The 20,438-nt window shown below is 52.3% G+C and carries 17 protein-coding genes and 1 pseudogene; 7 read left to right on the forward strand and 11 right to left on the reverse strand.

Annotation, left to right across the window (positions count from 1 at the left end; translation table 11 throughout):
- Window positions 1–56 precede the first annotated feature (56 nt).
- The 9 genes from E2980_RS05640 to E2980_RS05680 form a co-directional block, all read right to left on the reverse strand.
- Window positions 57–1,262: a DEAD/DEAH box helicase gene (locus tag E2980_RS05640; protein ID WP_135151164.1), complete on the reverse strand. Its 1,206-nt coding sequence runs from the start codon at window positions 1,260–1,262 to the stop codon at window positions 57–59.
- Between the two features lie 26 nt (window positions 1,263–1,288).
- The gene (locus tag E2980_RS05645) at window positions 1,289–1,645 is read right to left on the reverse strand and encodes a nucleotide excision repair endonuclease (RefSeq protein ID WP_135151165.1); all 357 of its coding nucleotides are present in this window, start codon (window positions 1,643–1,645) and stop codon (window positions 1,289–1,291) included.
- A 135-nt stretch (window positions 1,646–1,780) separates the two neighbouring features.
- Complete coding sequence (melA, locus tag E2980_RS05650; RefSeq protein ID WP_135151166.1) at window positions 1,781–3,079, reverse strand: alpha-glucosidase/alpha-galactosidase; 1,299 nt, start codon at window positions 3,077–3,079, stop codon at window positions 1,781–1,783.
- Window positions 3,080–3,140: 61 nt separating this feature from the next.
- The gene (locus tag E2980_RS05655; protein ID WP_135151167.1) at window positions 3,141–4,025 is read right to left on the reverse strand and encodes a carbohydrate ABC transporter permease; all 885 of its coding nucleotides are present in this window, start codon (window positions 4,023–4,025) and stop codon (window positions 3,141–3,143) included.
- A gap of 17 nt (window positions 4,026–4,042) precedes the next feature.
- The gene (locus E2980_RS05660; RefSeq protein ID WP_135151168.1) at window positions 4,043–4,939 is read right to left on the reverse strand and encodes an ABC transporter permease; all 897 of its coding nucleotides are present in this window, start codon (window positions 4,937–4,939) and stop codon (window positions 4,043–4,045) included.
- A gap of 39 nt (window positions 4,940–4,978) precedes the next feature.
- Window positions 4,979–6,655, reverse strand: coding sequence for an extracellular solute-binding protein (locus E2980_RS05665; RefSeq protein ID WP_167746993.1), 1,677 nt, complete (start codon window positions 6,653–6,655; stop codon window positions 4,979–4,981).
- A 45-nt stretch (window positions 6,656–6,700) separates the two neighbouring features.
- Window positions 6,701–6,994, reverse strand: a complete 294-nt coding sequence (locus E2980_RS05670) for a hypothetical protein (RefSeq protein ID WP_135151170.1) — start codon at window positions 6,992–6,994, stop codon at window positions 6,701–6,703.
- Window positions 6,995–7,193: 199 nt separating this feature from the next.
- Window positions 7,194–8,219 carry a response regulator gene (locus E2980_RS05675; RefSeq protein ID WP_135151171.1) on the reverse strand — a complete coding sequence of 342 codons (1,026 nt, stop codon included), beginning with the start codon at window positions 8,217–8,219 and terminating at the stop codon, window positions 7,194–7,196.
- Complete coding sequence (locus E2980_RS05680; protein ID WP_135151172.1) at window positions 8,194–9,954, reverse strand: sensor histidine kinase; 1,761 nt, start codon at window positions 9,952–9,954, stop codon at window positions 8,194–8,196. The genes E2980_RS05675 and E2980_RS05680 overlap by 26 nt, the downstream gene beginning before the upstream one ends.
- A gap of 577 nt (window positions 9,955–10,531) precedes the next feature.
- Here E2980_RS05680 and E2980_RS25080 point away from each other — a divergent pair.
- Window positions 10,532–10,594, forward strand: a pseudogene (locus tag E2980_RS25080) (hypothetical protein); the annotation flags it as partial.
- Window positions 10,595–10,639: 45 nt separating this feature from the next.
- Here the strand turns inward: E2980_RS25080 and E2980_RS05690 are convergent.
- On the reverse strand, window positions 10,640–11,509 hold the full coding sequence (locus E2980_RS05690; RefSeq protein ID WP_135151173.1) for a phytanoyl-CoA dioxygenase family protein: 870 nt from the start codon (window positions 11,507–11,509) through the stop codon (window positions 10,640–10,642).
- Window positions 11,510–11,637: 128 nt separating this feature from the next.
- Here E2980_RS05690 and E2980_RS05695 point away from each other — a divergent pair, with 128 nt between their 5' ends.
- Together E2980_RS05695 and E2980_RS05700 are read left to right on the forward strand one after the other, a co-directional pair.
- Window positions 11,638–12,495 (forward strand): AraC family transcriptional regulator, encoded by an 858-nt coding sequence (locus E2980_RS05695; RefSeq protein ID WP_135151174.1) that lies wholly within the window; start codon window positions 11,638–11,640, stop codon window positions 12,493–12,495.
- Between the two features lie 8 nt (window positions 12,496–12,503).
- Window positions 12,504–13,361, forward strand: coding sequence for a helix-turn-helix transcriptional regulator (locus E2980_RS05700; RefSeq protein WP_205699922.1), 858 nt, complete (start codon window positions 12,504–12,506; stop codon window positions 13,359–13,361).
- 3 nt (window positions 13,362–13,364) lie between these two features.
- Here the strand turns inward: E2980_RS05700 and E2980_RS05705 are convergent, their stop codons facing one another.
- Window positions 13,365–14,288, reverse strand: coding sequence for a phytanoyl-CoA dioxygenase family protein (locus tag E2980_RS05705; RefSeq protein WP_135151175.1), 924 nt, complete (start codon window positions 14,286–14,288; stop codon window positions 13,365–13,367).
- A 281-nt stretch (window positions 14,289–14,569) separates the two neighbouring features.
- Between E2980_RS05705 and E2980_RS05710 the strand changes: the two genes are divergently transcribed.
- The 4 genes from E2980_RS05710 to E2980_RS05725 all read left to right on the forward strand — a co-directional run bounded on the left by E2980_RS05710 (window position 14,570) and on the right by E2980_RS05725 (window position 20,438).
- Window positions 14,570–16,378, forward strand: a complete 1,809-nt coding sequence (locus E2980_RS05710; RefSeq protein WP_167746994.1) for a sensor histidine kinase — start codon at window positions 14,570–14,572, stop codon at window positions 16,376–16,378.
- On the forward strand, window positions 16,353–17,951 hold the full coding sequence (locus E2980_RS05715; RefSeq protein ID WP_135151177.1) for a response regulator: 1,599 nt from the start codon (window positions 16,353–16,355) through the stop codon (window positions 17,949–17,951). The genes E2980_RS05710 and E2980_RS05715 overlap by 26 nt, the downstream gene beginning before the upstream one ends.
- Before the next feature lie 120 nt (window positions 17,952–18,071).
- Window positions 18,072–19,451: an ABC transporter substrate-binding protein gene (locus tag E2980_RS05720; RefSeq protein WP_167746995.1), complete on the forward strand. Its 1,380-nt coding sequence runs from the start codon at window positions 18,072–18,074 to the stop codon at window positions 19,449–19,451.
- A gap of 84 nt (window positions 19,452–19,535) precedes the next feature.
- On the forward strand, window positions 19,536–20,438 hold the full coding sequence (locus E2980_RS05725; protein ID WP_135151179.1) for a carbohydrate ABC transporter permease: 903 nt from the start codon (window positions 19,536–19,538) through the stop codon (window positions 20,436–20,438).

Consider the following 20,438-nt stretch of genomic DNA (forward strand, 5'->3'; position numbering starts at 1 on the left):
TTACATCTTCACGGACTGTATGGTTCTCCGATGATTAAAGAACCCCATAATTCAGTTCAATTTCTAGCTTTGTTCCGAACGGGCGATGCATTTGGCGTTTCCGCCTTAACAGCCACGGTCACGCCCAACATCGGATATGGATGGTCCTCCACGACGGGAATCTTCTTCTTGATCACTTTCTCGATATCCTTAAGATATGGCAGTTCCTCCGTCTCGCAGAAAGAGATCGCGGTCCCGCTGAGTCCCGCCCTTCCTGTTCGTCCGATCCGGTGAACGTAGGTTTCCGAAATATTGGGGAGATTGAAGTTGATCACGTGGGACAGCTCGTCGATATCGATTCCCCGAGCGGCGATATCGGTAGCCACCATGACGCGAGTCGCTCCGCTCTTGAAATTGTTCAACGCGGCCTGCCGGGCATTCTGCGATTTGTTCCCATGGATGGCCTGAGCGGATATATTCGCCTTGGTTAGTCCGCGCACGACCCGATCCGCGCCGTGCTTGGTCCGGGTAAACACCAAAGCGGAAACGATGGATTTGTCCTGCAGCAGGTGAACCAGCAGGTTCATCTTGTTTTCCTTGTCCACCTTATAAACCGATTGCTCTATCCTATCCACCGTAGAAGACACGGGCGTGATTTCCACTTTTACCGGATTAACCAGCAAAGTTTTAACCAGATTGGCGATTTCCGCAGGCATGGTAGCCGAGAAAAATAGGGTTTGTCTCTGGGCAGGCATCTTCGAGATGATTTTCTTCACGTCGTTGATAAAGCCCATGTCCAGCATTCTATCGGCCTCGTCAAGCACCAACACCTGAACGTGCCGAAGCTGGATCAGGTTCTGATTCAACAAATCCATGAGTCTGCCGGGAGTGGCGATCACGATATCCGCGCCGCGATTAAGCGCCCGCTCTTGATCCTTCTGCGAAACGCCGCCAACGATGACCGCGCAGCGCAAGTCGGTGAAACGGCTATATGCCTTAACGTTATCGTCGATCTGAATAGCGAGTTCCCTGGTCGGCGTTAAAATCAATGAACGAATAGGGCGATGCGAACTCGGTTTGCTCGGCTTCTCGCTCAAAAGTTGGATAATAGGCAACGCGAACGCGGCCGTCTTGCCCGTTCCGGTTTGGGCGCAGCCCAATAAGTCCCTGCCTGCCAACACGGCCGGAATCGACTGTTCTTGTATCGGCGTCGGGGCCGTATAGTTCTCCATGCTCAGAGCTTTAAGAATGGAAGGGACGATTTGCAAGTCGTGAAATGTCATTGTTTCTCCTGTCTTATTACGCATATTTACCTGTACAAAACCTTGTCCACGTTGTATTTGGCCTTGAATTCGTTAATGATGTACGTTTCGTAAATCTCTCTATGAACGGGATCCTCGACGATGCAAACTTCGATTTTAGCCACTTCGTCCCTATGGTTTTTAATATCGGAGACGGTATCCTCGAAATGCTTCTTTATTCTTGGTCTCAGCTTCCTTGCCTTGCCTACGTATAATAAATCTCCCTTATCGTCGTAAAACATAAAAATTCCGCCCACTTCCCTGGAGATCAGGTGGAATTCGGTAAAGCCGTATATGTTGCTTTCTTTGGGATCCGCCTGTTTGTAAATGGTCACGTCGGGCGTTGGAACGGTTATATCGATCATATTTACTCACTTCCTTTTCGTTTCCGTACTTGAAAAGTATACCCCACGTTCCTGCCTTCGTATAGCAACTACGCAAAAGAGCCGATCCACAAGTTACTAGTGGATCAGCCTCTTTTTACTTAAATAGCCCCGAGATTACTTGAAGGCTGTCAGCCAGCTCGCGTTTACTTCGAACATCTCGTCGACGAGCGCTTTGATTTTATCGATCGGCAGCTCCGCGGACGTATGCGGATCGAGCAGCGCGGCGTAATAGACCGGTTCACGCTTGCCGGTCAAAGCCGCTTCCACCGCGAGCAGCTGCATATTGATATTCGTCCGGTTGAGCGCGGCAAGCTGCTGGGGGAGCGCGCCGTAACGGGTCGGAGTGATGCCGTCCGCGTCGACGAGGCAGGATACCTCGACGCAAGCCTCCTCCGGCAAGTTCGAGATCAATCCGCCCGTGTTCAGCACGTTGCCGGCGATCTTATACGGTACGTTCGTTTCCATCGCCTCCATAATATACGAAGCGTATTCGTGGGTCCGCGTATGGGTCAGATTGGAATCGTTGACCAAACCATCCATGACCTTATCCCAATAGTCCTTATTGCTGGTTCCCCATCCTTTGTAATTCTCGGTAGGAATATTGTACTTCTCCAGCAGCTCGGGATACGCGTTCTTGATGAAGTACGGCACGTACTCGGCTCCGTGCATGCTCGACTCGGTCACGTAGTACCCGAACGTATTCATGATTTCGTAGCGGACCATGTCGTCGTGCGGGCCTGGGCGAGCGGCCGCGCGGCGCTTGATTTCCGGGTAGAGGTCGACTCCGTCTCGGTTAATATCCAGCAGCCAAGCTTGGTGGTTGATGCCGGCTATTTTCCAACGAACGTCCTCCGCGTTCATACCGAGTCCTTCGAGCAGCTCCTTCGCGCACACCTGAACGCTATGGCAGAGACCGACGGTTTTGACGCCGGTGCCTCTCAGCATCGCGCCCGTCAGTATCGCCATCGGATTCGTGTAGTTCAAGAACCAGGCATCCGGGCACAACTCTTCGATATCTTTAGCGAAGTCGAACATCGCCCCGACCGTTCTCAGTCCACGGAACAATCCGCCCACTCCGAGAGTATCGGCATACGTTTGCTTCAAGCCGTATTTTCGCGGATTTTCGTGATCGCCGCGAATCCAAGGCTCATACGCTCCGGCGGTAATCGCGTTGACGACGTAGGTCGCTCCCTTGAGCGCTTCCCTCCGGTCGGCGTAAGACGTGACGGTCGCTTTACCGCCGTTATTGCGATTGAGGGTTTGCAGCATTTTTTCCGATTCCTTCAGCCTCGCCAGATCGATGTCGTGAAGGGCGATATGAGCCTCGGCAAGCGCGGGCGTCATCATGCAGTCTCCGAGCACGTTTTTGGCGAAAATCGTGCTTCCCGCTCCGATGAATGCGATTTTTAGCATCGTTTCTCTCTACTCCTTTATAGTCCGTATGAATAATGGCTCTAGCTTGACGGCCTAGCCTTTAGCCTTTGACGCTTCCCATAACGATACCCTCGGCAAAATACTTCTGAAGGAACGGGTACACGAGCAGCACGGGAACCATAGCCACGAATACTTGCGCCGCCTTCGAGGTGCGATCGGATATTTCCGACCACCTGGCCAATTCGGCCGCGGATATAAGCGACATATCTCGGTTGACGATTACGGTCTGCAGATAGCTTTGCAACGGATAATTATCCGGGCTGTTCATTAGAATAAGCCCCTCGAACCACGAATTCCAATGGGTTACGATGCAGAATAAAGTCAACGTCGCGATGGCCGGTGCGGAAAGAGGCACGGCGATTTTCCAGAGCGCTTGCCAGCGGCCGGCACCGTCCATTAGCGCCGCTTCCTCAATTTCTTCCGGTATCGTTTTGAAAAAGTTCAATAGCAGGATGACGTTGAATACGGGCACGGCTCCCGGAAGGATCAACGCCCAGAACGAGTCGATGATTCCCGTAGATTTAATGGTCATATACCAAGGAATAAGTCCGCCGCTAAATAAAATCGTGACGACGAAATACCATGCGTAAGCGTTGCGAAAGCGAAAATCCTTCCGTTCCCGCGACAGCGGGTAAGCAACGAGAATGGTAAGAAGCATATTGACAGGCACGCCGACTGCGACCCTCTCCAAGGAGATGAGGAACGCATTGGCGAACTCCGGCTTGCCGAGCACGAATTCGTACGATTTCAGGTTAAAGCCGATCGGCCACAGCTTGACCTCTCCCGCGCCGACGGCCGAGCTCGCGCTGAAGGAGATCGCGAGAACGTTGACGAGCGGAAACAAACAAGCTGCGGCAATGGCCGCCAAAAACAAATAATTCATCACGACGAACGCGCGTCTGCCCATGGAAGCTCGTTTAATCATTGTCATCCCACATTTCGTTAGAAAATCCGGTAGTTCGTCAGCCTGTAAGCCAGCAGATAAGAAGTACCGACCATGACGAAGGAAACGACCGATTTGAACAATCCGACCGCCGTAGCGACGCCGTAATTGGCATTCTCCACCCCGATCCGATAGACGAGCGTATCGATGATGTCTCCCGTCCGATAGACTTGGGCGCTATAAAGGTTGAATACCTGCTCGAATCCCGCATTCAGCACGTTGCCGAGGCTTAAGATCGACATAAGCATGATCATAGGCAGCAGGCTCGGCAGCGTGACGTTCCATGTTTGCCGGATTCTGCCCGCCCCGTCGATCGCCGCGGCCTCGTACAATGCCGGATTGATTCCGGCCAGCGCGGCAAGGTAAACGATCGTGCCGTATCCGAACTCCTTCCAAACGTCGGAGATGACGAGCGTGAAAGGGAACCAATCCGGATCTCCCAGAAAATAGACCGAAGGGATGCCCAAAGAGCCGAGCGCCGCATTGACGATACCCGTCGAAGGCGACAAAATATCGATCAGAATTCCGCTGAGTATAACCCAGGACAAAAAGTGCGGAAAATAAATAATCGTCTGCACGCTACGCTTGAACAACCGGTTGCGGGCTTCGTTCAGCATAAGCGCGAAGGTAACCGGCACGACGATGCCCATGGCCATCTTCATCCCCGCGATAAAGACGGTGTTCCATAGGACGCCGGCAATGCCGGGCAGATGGAGCATGTACTCGAAGTTCTTCCAACTGACCCAAGGGGACAGGAACATCCCCTTGGTCGGCGAAAGCTTCTCGAAAGCCATCATGATGCCCGCCATCGGAAAGTAGCTATAGACGAGCACCAGCAGAAAGCCCGGTAAAATCATCAAGTGGAAAGGCAGCTCCCGGATTGTCCTGCGCCTCATGTCAACACCGCCTTTTCCTTGCCGGCAAGAGGATATCCCTTATTGGGTCGCCTGCCATTCATTCACTTCGTCGGTAATCGTTTGGCCGCCCAAATCGCTCCACTGCGTAACGAACTTATCGAATTCGTCGATGGAGCCGTTCATGATGATGCGAGTGAACGTTTCGAGCTGCAGCTTCTGCAACGTCGCTTTGTTGTCCGTCATTCCTTGCGTCGGAGCTCCGAAGTAAGCGTCGTCGACGAGATTGCCATTAGAGGAATACCCTTGGAGAACCGATAGCGAGCCTTCGGGTCCGTACATTCTTTCGTTGCCCCACATTTTGACGTCTCCGCCGCGATAGGCAACGATGTTATCGTAGTACAGCTTCTCTTCCGCGTTCAGCGGAGACGGATCGTTCGACTCAAGCGCTTTGACGACGTTCAGATGGGCATCGAGATTTTTGCGCGGCGCTTCCCCGTAGAGAAGGGCGAAACTGAACGTCGCGACTCCGTTCTTATCGACGTTGTAGACGTCCGGTTGAGCCGTTGCGCCCCAAAGCTTCTCCAAGTCGAAGTTAAGCAGCTTGATCGCGGCTTCCGGATTCTCCGCCCCTTTCTTGACGACGTAATAAGTGCTGATGGCGAACGGAACTTGCGCTTTGGCAGGCTCCGCGTCGGCCGTAGGCAACGGAAGAGGTTTCCACTCCATTTTCGGATCGGCGTTCTTGCCGTCCTGCTGCCAGCCAACGTTCCAGAAGTAACCGTAATACATGCCTAACTTGCCGGCGTTCGCGGATTCGCTAACCTTGGAGGCGTCTTTCGTGCCGAATTCCTTGTCCAGCAATCCGTCTTTGTACATCTCCTGCAGCTTCTGCAGCGCCGTCTTCGTTTCCGGCAGGACGCTTCCGTTTACGAGCTTGCCCGATGCGTCCTTCACCCATGTGTTTGGATAAGCGTGATATCCGTTAAAGAAACCGTCCATGGCGGCATAGAAGCCGAAAATATCTTTGTTGATGCCCAGGCCGTAAGTGTCCGGTTTGCCGTTTCCGTCAGGATCTCCGGTAACGAACGACTTCGCCGTGTTCACGACGTCGTCCATCGTCTTCGGCTCGGGCAAACCCAGCTTCTCGAGCCAATCCGTCCGCACCCACAGCACGTGAGTCTGCCCGATTCCGGAGCTCATGTTCGGCAGGGCGTAAAGCTTACCGTCGAACGTGGCCGACTTGATCGCGTTGCCCCCGTCCTCGCCCATGATTTTCTTGGTGAGTTCCGAGCCGTATTGCTCGTACAGCGAAGTCAAATCTTCCAATTGGTCGTCTTCGACCAACCTCTTCAGCTGCGCGGCGTTAACCGGCGTTATATCCGGCAAGTCGTTCGAGGCAATAGAGATGTTCAGCTTCTGGTCGTATTGCGCGGCGGGAGTCGTCCAATCGTATTTTACCTTGATGCCGAGCTCGCTCTCATAAGCGCGGGACCAGACGTTATTGTCGATCGCTTCTCCCTCGTTGAATTTCATTCCTTCCGTGATCGAGCGGACAGCCGTGACTTCGATCGGAGGCGAATAGGCGCCAAGCGGATCCGCGGGTGCGGAAGCCGATGCGCTGGGACTGCCGCTAGCCGGAGCGGATCCGGACGCGGTGCTCGAGGCGTTGTTCTCTTCGTTTCCGCCGGAGCAAGCCGCAAGCGTCATAACAAGAACGGATGACAGCAGCAAAGCGATTCCTTTTTGGGCTTTCATATTGTCGGACATCCCCTTATCCTAAGTGTCACTTCACTTGCAAGTTCAGTATAGCAAGCGATTGCACGACTCCGTGAGCGGTTGGTTTCCCGGATTGCTGCCGCTATTATTCGAGGAAAACCACTCGTTCGCAATCATCGTCCCCCCGATTGAAGAAAATAACCCCACCTGTTCGCCTCCGACCAACCAAATACCCGCGCCAGAAACGGCTATTTCGCAGAAAGTGCCTCCGACCAACCAAATACCCGTGCCAGAAACGGCTATTTCGCAGAATGTGCCTCCGACCAACCAAATACCCGCGCCAGAAACGGCTATTTCGCAGAAAGTGCCTCCGACCAACCAAATACCCGCGCCAGAAACGGCTATTTCGCAGAAAGCGTCACCTGCAAGCAGGATAAACTTCTTACGGGCTATAATAGCGGAACCACGTTCCGCTGATATAGCCGTCGCTTTTACCGCCCCTTCTCCGCCTGCCGAACAACCAAAAAAGGAAGCGGAGCGGCAAATGCCGCCATTCGCTTCCGGTTATGAGGAGCCTTCAGTTCCGTTCCATATGCCGCTGCCTGTATTCGCTTGGCAGAAAGCCCGTTTGCTCCTTGAATAGCTTGCTGAAATGGCGCTGGTCAGAGAACCCGCACCTTTCGGCGATCCAATAGACGGGGTGGTTCGTCGATTCCAGCAGATCGCGCGCCGCGTATACGCTGGTTGCCTGCAGGAAATGACTGAACGTCATTCGGGTGATGTCGCGGAAGCTCGTGCTGAAGTAGCTTTTGCTTAAATTCACCGATCGGCTTATTTCCTCTTGCTTAACTTGCGTCCCCGGTTGCTCCGCAATCCTGTCGACCGCCTTGAGGATCGAACGGATAACGTCCTCTGAATAAGCCGATTTCCGCAACCAAGCTCCCACTTCCGAACGGATCTCGTTCAACCATCGTTCCGATGCTCCCGCGGATGCCGGGGACGAGGCGATCGCCTCCCAGTCGAATGCCGGGAAGCTCCGCCGCCATCGCTCCATCGCCTCATTCATCACGGCAACGATATCGTTTGCGGCTCCTCCCGCGGAAAGCGCACCGACTAACGCATCGAACATCTCGTCGTCCACGATCCATTGCACGCCTGCCGTCGCATCGGCGAGCCGGTGCAGATCGGGCGCTCCCGCAACGGAGACAGCCTTTGCGTCCTTCTTCCGGTTAACCGCCTTCACGATTCGTTCCAGCGTCTTGTCGAGATCGAGCTCCTCCAGCTGCGTCTTGACGATATAATCTATCGCTCCGAGCCGCAGTGCTTCTTGGATGAACTCGAAATCCTGATGGCAGGTCAGTATGACGACGTTAAGCGACGGATCGAGCTCTTGGGCTTGCTTGGTCAGCTCGATACCGGACATGCCCGGCATCGTGATATCGGTCATCAGAAGCTGGACGGGTTGACGGCGAAGGAATTCCATCGCTTTCTCTCCGGTTGCCGTCTCCCCGGCGATCTCTATCCCGTATTTCTCCCAAGGGAACAAGAGCCTTAGCCCTTTGCGCACCAAGCTTTCATCATCCACGATCAGAGCCTGTATCAAGCGCCTCCGCTCCTTCCAAAGTATCGGGAAGCTTAATCGATATCGTCGTTCCTAGTCCGATGCCGCTCTCGACTTTTAACTCCGACTTTGAACCGTAATAAACAGTCAGCATCTTTTTCACGTAACGAAGTCCGATTCCAAGTCCCGATTTCCGCAGTTGCTCGTCTTCATCCTCGAACAACTCTTTCTGCTTGTCCTCCGGCATTCCCCTGCCGTTATCCCGGACGCGCAGCAGGATGAAGTTCTTTTCCTTCGTGATGCTCACCTCGATCGCACCACCTTCGTCCTCTTCGAACCCGTGGTATAACGCATTTTCCACTAAAGGCTGCAGAATGAAACGAGGAATAAGGACGTCTAACGACTCCGTTTCCACGTCCAGGACAACGTTAAACGAATGGTCGTAGCGAATGTTCTGGAGATCGATATAGTCACGAACCGCATCGACTTCCTCGCGAACGGTAACGATAATATTCTTCTTGCCGAGATTATAATGCAGAACACGGGTAAAAATCGACACCAGCTTCGCGATGTTCTCCTGTCCCTGAATGCGCGCCAGCCATTGGATCGTGTTCAGAGTGTTGTGAAGAAAATGCGGATTGATCTGCACCAGCAGTTTTTCCACTTCCAATTCCCCTCTGCGTTTCTCCTTGTCTTCCACGTCCGTGATCAACTCGGAGATGCGGTGGCTCATTTGGCCGAAGTTGTCCAATATCCTGTCGAACTCCGTAAGTCCGGTAGCCGGGACGCCCGATGACGGCTGCTGGTTGCTGAATCTCCTGATTTCCCGGTTGATGATCCGTATCGGACGGTAAACCATCCGCCATATGAGCCAAGCAAAGCCTATTCCGAGCGCCAACGATAAAGAAGCGAGAAGCATAAACTGCGCAAACCATTTGTTCATTTCTCGATCATAATCGGCGGTCGGGATCAATTGGTACAGCGTCCAGCCATGAGCGCCTTCCGCTCGGAACGTCTGGTAACTCCCCTTCGGCACGGTGAAACGTTCTCCGGTCCGAGCTTCATTTTCGAGATTGCTGTAAGCCACTTGTCCGTCCGGGCCCGTCAGTACGTGATAGACGGAATGACCCGCGCCCAAACGCGATTTCCCCCCGGGCGCGAACATGGTTTCCAGGCCGACGGCCTTCGTCTCGATGTAAGCGTATAGAGGCGTTCCTTTTCCGTACTCCAGCTTGCGAAGAAGCGCGAACACGGGCTCGTTTTTGTTCCCGTTCAGCGAAGAATAGGGACCGTAATATACGAAAGCCTTTTGCTTGTAAAAAATATCCAAAGAATCGGGCTTGAATTCGAGCTTAGCGTCGGTATTCGGGAATAGCAACGACTCCTCGCGCCCAAGCGCATAGTAGAGCATAACCCCGAGATTCGGATTCGAGAAATTGACGTTCGCCATCGATTGGGAAATGTTCCGATACAGTATCGAACGCTCGTAAGGAGTACCGCTCGTAATGAATTGGACGACGTCGCGACCGATGCCCCCTTCGACGTCCAGAAGCTGCGATACTCTGGCCAGCTCGTCCAGCTTGCGATCCAACTCGTCTCTTTCCAGAAGCGTCCTGTCCATCCAATCTTTCTGTATTTTCTCGGTTTGCACGATGTATATCCAGCGGTAGGAAATGTACCCGGTCAGAAGGAGAGGAATCACGGTGGCGACGGTTAAGATTAACGCAAGCCTGCTTTTCAGCGATTGCGGGGAAAACAAACGATAAAGCGTTCTCATGATGCCGATGCCTCCTGCGAACGGAATGACGGTCAGGACGTTCTCCCTATTAGCCTAGGGATTAATCCGGCAAAAGGCAATCGGAATTTCTCTTGTCCTCCGTCTTAAACGGCTTCCTGGTAGGATATGAGCCAGTGCGGCTCAAGTTTAGCGCTTCCGTGAGTAGCAGCAAAGTCAATCCTTGTCCGTACAGGGTCGGAAAGATCGGAACGTAATTGTCGCCGCGACACTCGATCATCTTCTTGAAAAAATAATGCTTCCAGATGAAAGGTATTAATAGAAAAATCAAATTAATCCGCTCACAGCGGCTTAGAGTGACAGATTTCCGCTAATTCGATCATTTAGTCCGCTCACAGCGGCTTAGAGTGACTCATTTTCGCGATTCCGGCCATTTTGTCCGCTCGCAGCGGCTTAGAGTGCCTCATTTTCGCGATTCCGACCATTTAGTCCGCTCGCAGCGGCTTAGAGTGACTCATTTTCGCGATTCCGGTCATTTAGTCTGCTCGCAGCGGTTTAGAGTGATTGAGTTTCGAGATTCCGGCCATTTAGTCCGCTGATAGCGGCTTAGGAAACCAGTTATTTCATTCGCATGTTTAAGCGGACGTACGGTTCAACGCCCAAGCAATATCTGAAGAAATAGCGAAGGAGCCGGCTGCAGTCCGACACTGTCGCCGGCTCCTTTGCCCTATATGACCTCATGCTCAGGCCGTTCCGCCAACCAATCTTCCAACGCAGCGACGCGCTCGGGATGCTTGCGGCTTCTTGCCAGGAATCCCACGCCGTGCGCCGTCATCGGATCCTGATCCGTAGGCTGATATCTGAGATCTACGCTCCAACGAACCTCGTCGGACAAATTGGGCGTGGACATATGGAGGCATCTATCGTTGAACAGAATGGCGCTGCCCGCGGAAACGGGAAGGACGACCGTTTCCGTCTTGCCCAGCTGACTTTCCTTCAATGCCGTATAACCCGTTCCCGTTACGGACTCTTGATGCCATTTCAGCAGCCGTTTCTTGTGAGTCCTCGGTTTAATGTGCAGACAACCGTTCAGCTTGTTGACATCGACTAACGGGATCCAGACCGTTATGACGGGATTCGAATTCGCGTCCGGCCAGTAGGATTTATCCTGGTGCCAAGGGACGGCGCCGGCTGCGACTTTCGGGATTTTGGGTCGTACGTTGTAGACGGGATTAGAGAACAATTCTCCCCCGATCAGTGACTCGACGGCATCGAGAATCTTAGAGTTGCTCATCAGATGAAAATAACCGGGTATGCGGTCCCGCCAGCTTCTGCCGTACTTTAGGAAATCCTCCGCGCTCAAATCCCGGAACAACTCGGCCAGCCTGTAACGAAACGGCCGATGCTCCAATTTATCTTGGATAAGACCGCTGCGCATCAACTCCTCGGCAATCATGGATACCTTCTGATTCATGGCTTCTTGCGCGGAAATCAAATCTTCCTCCGTTAGCAGATTCGGCAATACCACATAACCTTCGTCGTTGTAAAAGTCGATTTGTTCTTTAGTCAAACTTCCACCAATCATTTGTTTATTCATGCCTCTCACCTTCCCTATTCGATTATTATATGAGAAAATAATAGCATGAACTGGAAACTCTGTATTTGCATATCCGTTCAGTTGTTTATCAATTGTTCCGGTATTTTCGTGAAACGAGGCTGCTGTCTATGGTTGTATTTTCATCGATCAACCCTTTTGTCCGGGTCGCGCATCATTATTCGTTTCCAGAGGAAAGAAACCCGAGCGAAGCTACCCGGATTGGTTACTGCTATGCCTTTCACCTCGTTGACGGCGGCAAAGGAACGGTAAGGTGCGCGGGTCAGGCCTACCCTGTCAAGAAGGGCGACCTGGTCTATTTTAAACCCGGAGTTCCCCACTCCTTTTTTTCTAAGCCGGATGATCCCCTCTCCACTTATAATTTGTACTGCGAGCTATGGAATGACCTTCCGTTCAACACGAGTCACCATCTTGTGTGGCACGAATCCGATTTTAACCGGGAATTGTTGACGCCCGTCATTCCCTGTCCCGAACTGGACGAACTACCCGTTTTACACTCGTTGCAGCATCAAGAAGCGATGCTGGTCTTGTTCGCTCATGCCGTAACCCATGGTCAGAAACAGGATTCGCACAATCAACTGATCGCAAGCAACCTTGTTAAAGCGTTTCTGCTGGAGCTCGCGCAAGTCGCCAGGACCGACCGTCCGATCGATTACCGGATTCTGCCTATCATCGACCGGATTGATAGAGAAGCCGCGCAAGATCATACTTATCAAGACTGGCTTGCGGAATGCGGCTTGGGAAAGACGCAATTCCACGAGCTATTCAAGCAAGCGACAGGCTTATCGCCCAAGGCTTATTGGACACAGTCTATTATGAAGCAGGCGAAAGCCGCCCTATGGGAGAGCAATCGTTCCGTTACCGATATCGCCTTGGATTTGGGATATTCGTCTATTCATCACTTCACGAAACAATTCACTCTCTATTATGGAGTATCCCCGACCGAATTCCGAAGAAGGAAGGATTGAGCTGCGTCATGGAACGAAGCGACTGGTCAGGCATGCAACCCGCGGAGACGATCGGGAAACTGCCGGATTTTCATTTTCCGCCTTATATTACGCTAGCGCATATGTTCAACGCCCCCAAGGGATGGAAGATCCGCGACCGCGAGATGACTCAGTTCGTCCTTCAATACGTCGTCGACGGATACTGTCGATACCCGGTAGGCGATGTCCCGTACGAGACGCGCAAAGGAGACCTGTTGTTCCATCCTCCGCACGAGCGCCATTCCATTCTTCCGGCCGATGATCAGCCTTATATCTGCATCTCCATCGTCTTTCATTTCGGAGCCTCCGCTTTCCCTTACGACGACTTGTTCCAGAACCGTCATCTTCTTGGAAATTTCGCGGGGCATCCGGTGGAATCCCTGCTCTCTCAACTGGTAACCCACTACCGCCAGCCCGGGCTCTTTCACCAAATTCAGTGCCAAAGTCTACTCATGCGAATCCTTGCGGAAACAGCCCAATGGGGCAGCGCCCATAACGAACATACGAATACCGAGTCGCAAAATATGCCCAAGCTGGTGTTGATCAAAAACCATCTCAGCGAGCATTACGACCGGGAAATTCGAATAGAAGATCTCGAGAACGTGTCGGGCCTTACCAAAAACTACATTCTTGCGCTGTTCCGCAAACACGTCGGCATGTCCCCTATGCAGTACCTTACACGGATTCGGATCGGCAAAGCCAAAGAGCTCGCCATCCAATCGAACCTATCCATCGGAGAAATCGCGCTTAAGGTCGGCTATTCGGACGTACACACTTTCGGGCGGATGTACAAGAAAAAAACCGGGCAAAGTTTAACCCAGTTTTGTTCGAATTTGATTTATTCTTGAAGCCTAAACTCTCCAGTATTTATCATGCGGAATGCGATATCCCGTCTGCGATGGGACCGTGTCCGCAGCTAACGCCAACGCGCCGGAAGGGCGGTAATCGAACGGTTTCTCCGACGCCCCGTAAGCGGTTTGTTTGCGTCTGTCGATGCAGTCGTTCAGCAAGCGTTGTTTAATCGTTAAATACTCCAGCGTATGCGGTCCGAATTCGACTTCTATTTCTCCAGGGCGGAATTCGTAGTAAATCGTGCGCCGCAGGGCATTGCCTTCTCCTTCGGGAGACCCGTGCAACAATTGGATGTCGTGGAAAATGACGTCGCCGGCTCGAAGCGGTACCGGAATCGCGCCCTCGAAGTCGAAACCCGGCCGCGTGCAACGTTCGCGGGACATCTGCGCATCCCATCGGTTGCTGCCCGGAATAACCCACAGGCAGGATTTCTCGTCCGCATCGTCCAAATAGAAAGCCACGTTAAAGATCGGCCGGGGATCCACGCAGCCCGTCGGAACTTCGGCATCCCGATGCCAAGGCACGCTAGCCGCTTGGCTCGGAATCTTGACGACGAGGGAATCCCACGTCGGGATTAAATTGCGTCCTTGAAGCTTCTCCACGGACCGCAGAATGAACGGATGACCCAGTAACGCTTTCGTCGCGTCCAGTTTGTCGACGACGTATTCCGTCCGCCAATAAACGCGTTCGCCGCCGCTGCGCACGCGGTATAGATAGTCCTCGTTCACGCATTCGCCGGCGATCCCTTTATCGACGACTCCTAGCGTTTGTTCCCTCAAGAGCCGTAATTCTTCCTCGGACAGAACGTTGCGGATGACCAAAAAACCGTTGTCCAAGAAAAACCTCGCTTGCACGTCCGTAATAATTTCCTGCGCAGCCGCGTTCGCTTCCTCTTCAGGTAGCGATTTATTCGTGGCTTCCATTTTATCCAACCTCCCCCAAGAGTCGATTACAACCCTAGATTACCGGATGGGTAGGGAAAAATCTTTAGCTAAAATAGCCATTCTGGTTGCCAAAAGCACTCTGAGCGGAATTAGGCTTGCGGTTAACTGCAACCGTCCGAACGCAACGAAAAAACCTTTGTTTATCCTTGCTTATTCTTTGAGATTTCTAGCATATTCTTTGATATTCACGCCGTGCGCATAATCCGAAGTGGTCACCTCCACGCCTATCGGTGTAGGATAGACAGAAGGAGATGATCTTCATGGCGTTCCTGCGCAATCCATTCCGAACGCTCCGCGGGAAAATACTGATCTCGCTGTTCGTTCTCATCATTATTCCGGTGGTCGTCATCCTCTATCGATTCTACGATTCTTCCGAGAAAATCGTCCAGATGCAGCTGTATCAATCCAACCAAGCCGCAGTCGCGCAGAAGGCACAGACGATGAACGACCTAACGGTTCGAATAATAACGGCGTCCAGCCTTATCATCAACGACCCGGAGACGGAGAAGTTCCTAAGATCGCCTTCCGACTGGTCCGATCAGTACGATACATTCATTAAACTCAAAAGCTTGCAAACCAAAATGTCCAACGTCAAGGATCTATTGCTCGACAGCGATGCACAGTTGGGCTTGTACGACAACCGCGGTTATACGCATACGACCTGGTCGGCCGTAATGAAGGCGGAAGTAAGCTCATTCCAAGATGAAGCTTGGTACAAACCGACAATTCAGCAAGGAAGCGGCTCCCCTTACTGGTCGGTTCCTTATACGCTTAGCGCAGGCGGCAACAGTCAACCGTACGTCGTGATGACCAGGCAAGTGAACGGAGAGTATAGAAGAAATTACGGAACCTTCCTCATCGGAGTACCGGTATCCGACTTCTTCTATAGCGACTCCGAGCTGCGCGCGCAACGAGAGTCCGGCACGATAAGTTTACTGCTGGATACGACGAATGAACTGCTTCTTGGAGATGTTGCTCCTAGCACCGCTATCTCTGGCTTTACTCTTCAAACGCTTCAACAGATCCGAATCGAAACGAACGGCATCCGGACCATATCCCTAGACGGTCAAGATTATCTAGTAAACGATGCTAATATCCCTCAGCTAGGATGGCGGCTCGTGCAGCTCATCAATCAGAAGAGCTTCGCCGATCAGCTGAGCCACGAGAAAGACAAATCAATCGGTTGGGTCGTCGCTTGGTTTTTTCTATTCGCAATCGCTTTCATTATCTTGATGCTTCGGGTAACGAGCCCCTTCAAGCAGCTTGCCAAGTCGATGAACAAGGTCGGCAAGGGAGAATTCAACACGCTGGTCAAGGTCAAAGGCGCTGATGAAATCGCCGTGCTTGGCAGCAACTTCAACAAGATGGTCGGTCACCTGCAAGATCTGATCGCGAACCTGTACGATGAGCAGCAACGGAAGCAGAAAGCGCAATTCCAGGCGCTGCAAGCGCAGATCAACCCGCATTTCCTTCTGAATACGCTCAATTCGATCAAATGGATGGCCATTCTATCGAACGCGGAGCATGTCAGCGAGATGATCGCGAAGCTCGGCAAGCTGCTGAATTTCACGATGCGCAATGAAGAAGAGTACGTGACGCTGCGCGAAGAGCTGGAATATCTGCAGGTATACATGTCCCTGCAAAAGATCCGTTACCATGATCAAATTACGATTACGATAGAAGTGCCCGAGTCCCTGATGGATTGCGAGGTTCTGAAGTTTACGCTGCAGCCGGCCGTCGAGAACAGCATTATACACGGCAACCGCTTTCCGCTTCATATCGACATTCGCGCCATGGAACGGGACGGCTATCTAATGTTAACGTTGCAAGATAATGGCGTCGGCATGAGCATGGAGAAGATTCAGCTCGTCGAGACGCAATTAAACCAGCCGCACGCCAAATTCAGCGGCATCGGCATTCGGAACGTAAACGAGAGAATCAAGCTGCACTTCGGCCCTCAATACGGCATTCGGATTCATAGTCAACAGAACGAGGGGGTTCGAATGAGCCTGCAGCTGCCTTTAAGAAGGAGGGAACCGCACGATGATCCGAATCTTAATCGTGGATGACGAAATTCTGGTCCGCATCGGCTTGAAGACCATTATTCCTATAGATAACGACGAATTTCAGGTAATCGGCGAAGCCTCCAACGGTCTCGAGGCGCTGGCGATATTGGAATCCAATCCCTGCGAGATCGTCCTACTGGATATTCGCATGCCGGAGATGGATGGCCTAGATCTGATGAAACGCATTCGCGAGCGTTGGCCTTCCATTAAATGTCTCGTCCTATCGAACCACAACGACTTCGCCTTCGTTCAACAAGCGCTGCGGCTAGGCGCGATCGAATATATTACGAAGCTGGAGATCAACCCATCCGAACTGATGCAGAAGCTAAGGGCCATTAAGGAGCAACTGTTGCTCGAAAAGCAGGGCCAAAGCGCCTATACCGAATTGGAGCATAAGGTCAACCAATACAGCGCCGAGGTCAAGGAGAAGCGTCTTCGCGAGCTCGTTCTCGGTCACTGTTCCAGAATGGAGATCAAGCAGGTATTCAACGAATTCCGAATAGAACCCTTTCCATCGCCGTTAACCGTCATTGCCATCCAGATCGAGTCTTACGAGGAGTTAATGATCCATAATCGGTTCCAGAGCGAACGGCTGCTTAATTATACGGTCAGGAACGTGCTGGGCGAAGTGTTGAAAAAGTACGGCAACGGCGAGCTCATCGAGATTGGCAGCGGCAAATTCGTCGTACTAACCGGCGGCGAAATGAATGCGGACATGCTAGTCGAGATGCATCAAGCCATAGCTTCCTTCCTGAAAATATCCATTGCCTGCGGGGTCTCTCCTGCCTATTCGGACGTATTCGCGCTGAATGCCGCTTACGAGAAGGCGGACAATGTCTTAAGTTACCGGTTCTATCATGAGAGCGGGTGCACCCTCTTTTCCGAGCAGGTTGGAACTCCATCCCCTTTCCCCCATGAATCCTGGGATGAGGAAGAGTGGAAGAAGCGACTCGAAGAGCAGGATGAGTCCGGTCTCCGGCAATGCGTACAAGCGATGGCTCAGAGCGCAATAGCCGCCAAGAACATTCCTCCCGCCGTCGTAAGAGAACAATGGGTTCAGCTGTTGAACCTTTTCTCCCGCAGCTTGAAGGCCGAGGGACTCGACATCTATTCGGTCAAGTTGCACGAGGACAAATATCCCTACCATGTCATCCGAAGCTCCGAGAAGCTGCAGGAATTAGCCGACTGGTTCGCGGGGTGGATTCCCGTCTATTTCCGATATAAGCGGCAGCATGGCCAAGAGAGGTTCCGTCCGGAAATCCAGAACGTCATTCGGCTCATCATGGAGCAATACAATATGCCGATCAAGGTATCCGACTTGGCCGGAAAAGTCGGCTATTCGGAAAATTATCTCAGCATTCTATTCAAGAAGGAAACCGGTAAAACCATTACGGATTACATCACGAATATACGCATGAAAACAGCCAGGGAGCTATTGAAAAATCCGGCCTATAAAATATTCGAAATTTCCGAGCAGATCGGTTATGCGGATCCGAATCACTTCAGCAGAAGCTTCAAGCAGATCGAAGGCATGTACCCCACCGAATTCCGTAAGCTGTACATGGGGCGGGCTTAACCTCTGTATAAACGTGAAAGAATTGTGCTTATTTTATCAAGATTAATCCGTGTCTTTCCTCCGATAATCCCGCTACGATTGAGTCAGTTCGACCGACAAACCAAGAAGGGGATGGGAAAATTGAAGAAAGCGTTTAGTGCAAGCGCATCGTTCGTGCTCGCTATAAGCTTATTGTTAAGCGGGTGCGGCAAAGGCGGCAACAACGAGGAATCGCCAGCTGCATCAGCCTCAGCGTCACCTTCCGAATCTGCTTCGGAAGCATCTGCGCTACCTGCGGATGGGAAAGCGATTACGCTTAAATTCTGGGGAGGAGTACCGCCGGAGAGCGGACCGCAGAACGTAGTCGATACCTGGAACAAGGCGAATCCGGACATTCAAGTGGAGTATACGCGGTATGTCAACGACGATCCCGGCAACCTCAAGCTGGAAACCGCGTTGTTGTCGAATACGGACGCGCCTGACCTCTTCATGACTTATGGCGACGACAGAATGACGAAGCGCCAGGAAGCCGGCATGACCGAACCGTTGGATGATCTGATCGCCCAAGCGGGCTTCGACGTAGACGGCATCATCGGGTCCGAGAACATCAAGAAATTCCCGGACGGCAAGTACTACTACTTGCCCGCCAACAAGAATATCGGAGCCGTTCTGATCAATATGACGGCGCTGGAAGCGGCCGGCGAGAAGATCCCCGCATCCTGGTCTTGGGATGAGTTCGCGGCGCTAGCGACCAAGCTTAACAAAGGCGAAATGAAAGGCACGACGCTGGACCCGGCGCTATCCACCTTCGGCGACCTCGTGCTTCAGACGGCCAAAGCCAAAGATTCGTATATCGCCGAAGACGGTAAGTCCAACTTTAATAGCCCTGCTCTCAAGAAGGGGATGGAACTTCAAAAAAGCCTTGAAGACCAAGGAATCATGATGAAGTACTCCGAAGCCGTAGCCGGCAAAATCACGGTGCAGAATGAGCTTCTGACAGGTAAAGCCGCCATGTCGGCATCCCAAATCTACATTATCCGTTATATCAAAGACGTCCAGAACTTCCCGCATGACTTCAAAATCGGATTCGCGCCTTATCCGCAATTCACGGCGGGCGGCAACGTCAACCCCGGCGGCGGCATGGGCGACTACATGTCCATCAACAAGAACAGCAAAAACAAAGAAGCCGTCATGAAATTCATGAGCTGGTATTTGCAAGAGGGCAATATGGGGATGACTCCGGGCGGACGGATCCCTTCCAGCAAGAAAGCCGACGCCGCGCAAATCGCCTCTATCTTGATCGGCGAAGACAAGAATCTGATCGACGAAGAGTCGTTAAAGGCGATGCTGGCCGGCAGCTACACTTTCCCAACCTCGTACGACGTTCCGGTTCCTACCGAGCTTAAAGCAGTATACAGGGAAGAGCTGGAGAAGTACTTGCTAGGAGCCCAGCCGATCGACAAAGCCGTCGAAACGATGAAATCACGCGGCGATTCGACCATTCAAGGCGCCAAAAAATAACCATGCGATGGAAACCCTCCGGCAGCAATCGGGTGCCGGAGGGTTTTTAGAAAAAGGGCATGGAAAGAAAGGAAGTCGCTCCTGATGAGACAGCTATGGCGTCGCGCGAGTTTCAGGGAAAACCTCGCAGGCTATTTGTTCATCCTGCCGAACCTGTCGGGATATTTCCTATTCGTATTGCTTCCGATCTTGTTCAGCTTGTATCTCGTGTTTAACGATTGGGAGTATCTGAAGGGCTTCTCCGGGATTAGCTGGGTCGGCTTGGATAACTTCAAGGCGCTCGGCAGCGATCCGAAATTCCTCAAGGCACTCCAAAACAACACGATATTCACCGTTGTCAGCGTACCCGCTTCGATCATATTGGGACTCGTGCTCGCCGTTATTCTGAACAAACACGTGTATTTCAAGAATACGCTTCGTACTTTGATCTTCCTGCCCTATGTCAGCAGCCTTGTCGCCGTATCGGTCATATGGAGCATCATGTATCGGGCATCCGACGGTCCCATCAACCAAGTGCTGAGAAACTTCGGAATCTCCCATCCGCCAGGCTGGCTCTCCAGCCCGGACTCCGCGCTATTCGCGATTATCATCATGTCCGTGTGGGTGACGATCGGTTATGCCATGGTCATCTATCTAGCCGGACTGCAAGGAATATCCAAGGATTTGTACGAAGCTTCCGAGATCGACGGCGCCTCGAAACTGCGTCAGTTTTTCCGAATTACGGTCCCGATGCTGACGCCGACGACGTTCCTTATTGCCATTACGCTGATCATTTGGTCGTTCCAGGTGTTCGGTCCTGTAGCGGTCATGACGCAGGGAGGCCCGATCGATTCGACGATGGTACTGTCCTATCATATCTATTTGCTCGCGTTTCGTTACTACAAGATGGGCTACGCAGCCGCCGTCTCTTGGGTGCTGTTCGCCATCATTTTCGTCGTTACCCTTATCCAGTGGCAAAGCCAGAAAAGATGGCAGCAGCACTTCTAA

The sequence above is a fragment of the Cohnella luojiensis genome, from assembly GCF_004564235.1.
In the GTDB taxonomy this organism is placed as follows: domain Bacteria; phylum Bacillota; class Bacilli; order Paenibacillales; family Paenibacillaceae; genus Cohnella; species Cohnella luojiensis.

Excerpts from the sequence above, each read along its gene's own strand:
- E2980_RS05725 (WP_135151179.1), top strand. The coding sequence starts at position 19,536 with ATGAGACAGCTATGGCGTCGCGCGAGTTTCAGGGAAAACCTCGCAGGC.
- E2980_RS05660 (WP_135151168.1), bottom strand. The coding sequence starts at position 4,939 with ATGAGGCGCAGGACAATCCGGGAGCTGCCTTTCCACTTGATGATTTTA.
- E2980_RS05705 (WP_135151175.1), bottom strand. The coding sequence starts at position 14,288 with ATGGAAGCCACGAATAAATCGCTACCTGAAGAGGAAGCGAACGCGGCT.
- E2980_RS05695 (WP_135151174.1), top strand. The coding sequence starts at position 11,638 with ATGGTTGTATTTTCATCGATCAACCCTTTTGTCCGGGTCGCGCATCAT.
- E2980_RS05690 (WP_135151173.1), bottom strand. The coding sequence starts at position 11,509 with ATGAATAAACAAATGATTGGTGGAAGTTTGACTAAAGAACAAATCGAC.
- E2980_RS05640 (WP_135151164.1), bottom strand. The coding sequence starts at position 1,262 with ATGACATTTCACGACTTGCAAATCGTCCCTTCCATTCTTAAAGCTCTG.
- E2980_RS05700 (WP_205699922.1), top strand. The coding sequence starts at position 12,504 with ATGGAACGAAGCGACTGGTCAGGCATGCAACCCGCGGAGACGATCGGG.
- E2980_RS05715 (WP_135151177.1), top strand. The coding sequence starts at position 16,353 with ATGATCCGAATCTTAATCGTGGATGACGAAATTCTGGTCCGCATCGGC.
- E2980_RS05655 (WP_135151167.1), bottom strand. The coding sequence starts at position 4,025 with ATGATTAAACGAGCTTCCATGGGCAGACGCGCGTTCGTCGTGATGAAT.
- E2980_RS05645 (WP_135151165.1), bottom strand. The coding sequence starts at position 1,645 with ATGATCGATATAACCGTTCCAACGCCCGACGTGACCATTTACAAACAG.
- melA (WP_135151166.1), bottom strand. The coding sequence starts at position 3,079 with ATGCTAAAAATCGCATTCATCGGAGCGGGAAGCACGATTTTCGCCAAA.
- E2980_RS05665 (WP_167746993.1), bottom strand. The coding sequence starts at position 6,655 with ATGAAAGCCCAAAAAGGAATCGCTTTGCTGCTGTCATCCGTTCTTGTT.
- E2980_RS05710 (WP_167746994.1), top strand. The coding sequence starts at position 14,570 with ATGGCGTTCCTGCGCAATCCATTCCGAACGCTCCGCGGGAAAATACTG.
- E2980_RS05680 (WP_135151172.1), bottom strand. The coding sequence starts at position 9,954 with ATGAGAACGCTTTATCGTTTGTTTTCCCCGCAATCGCTGAAAAGCAGG.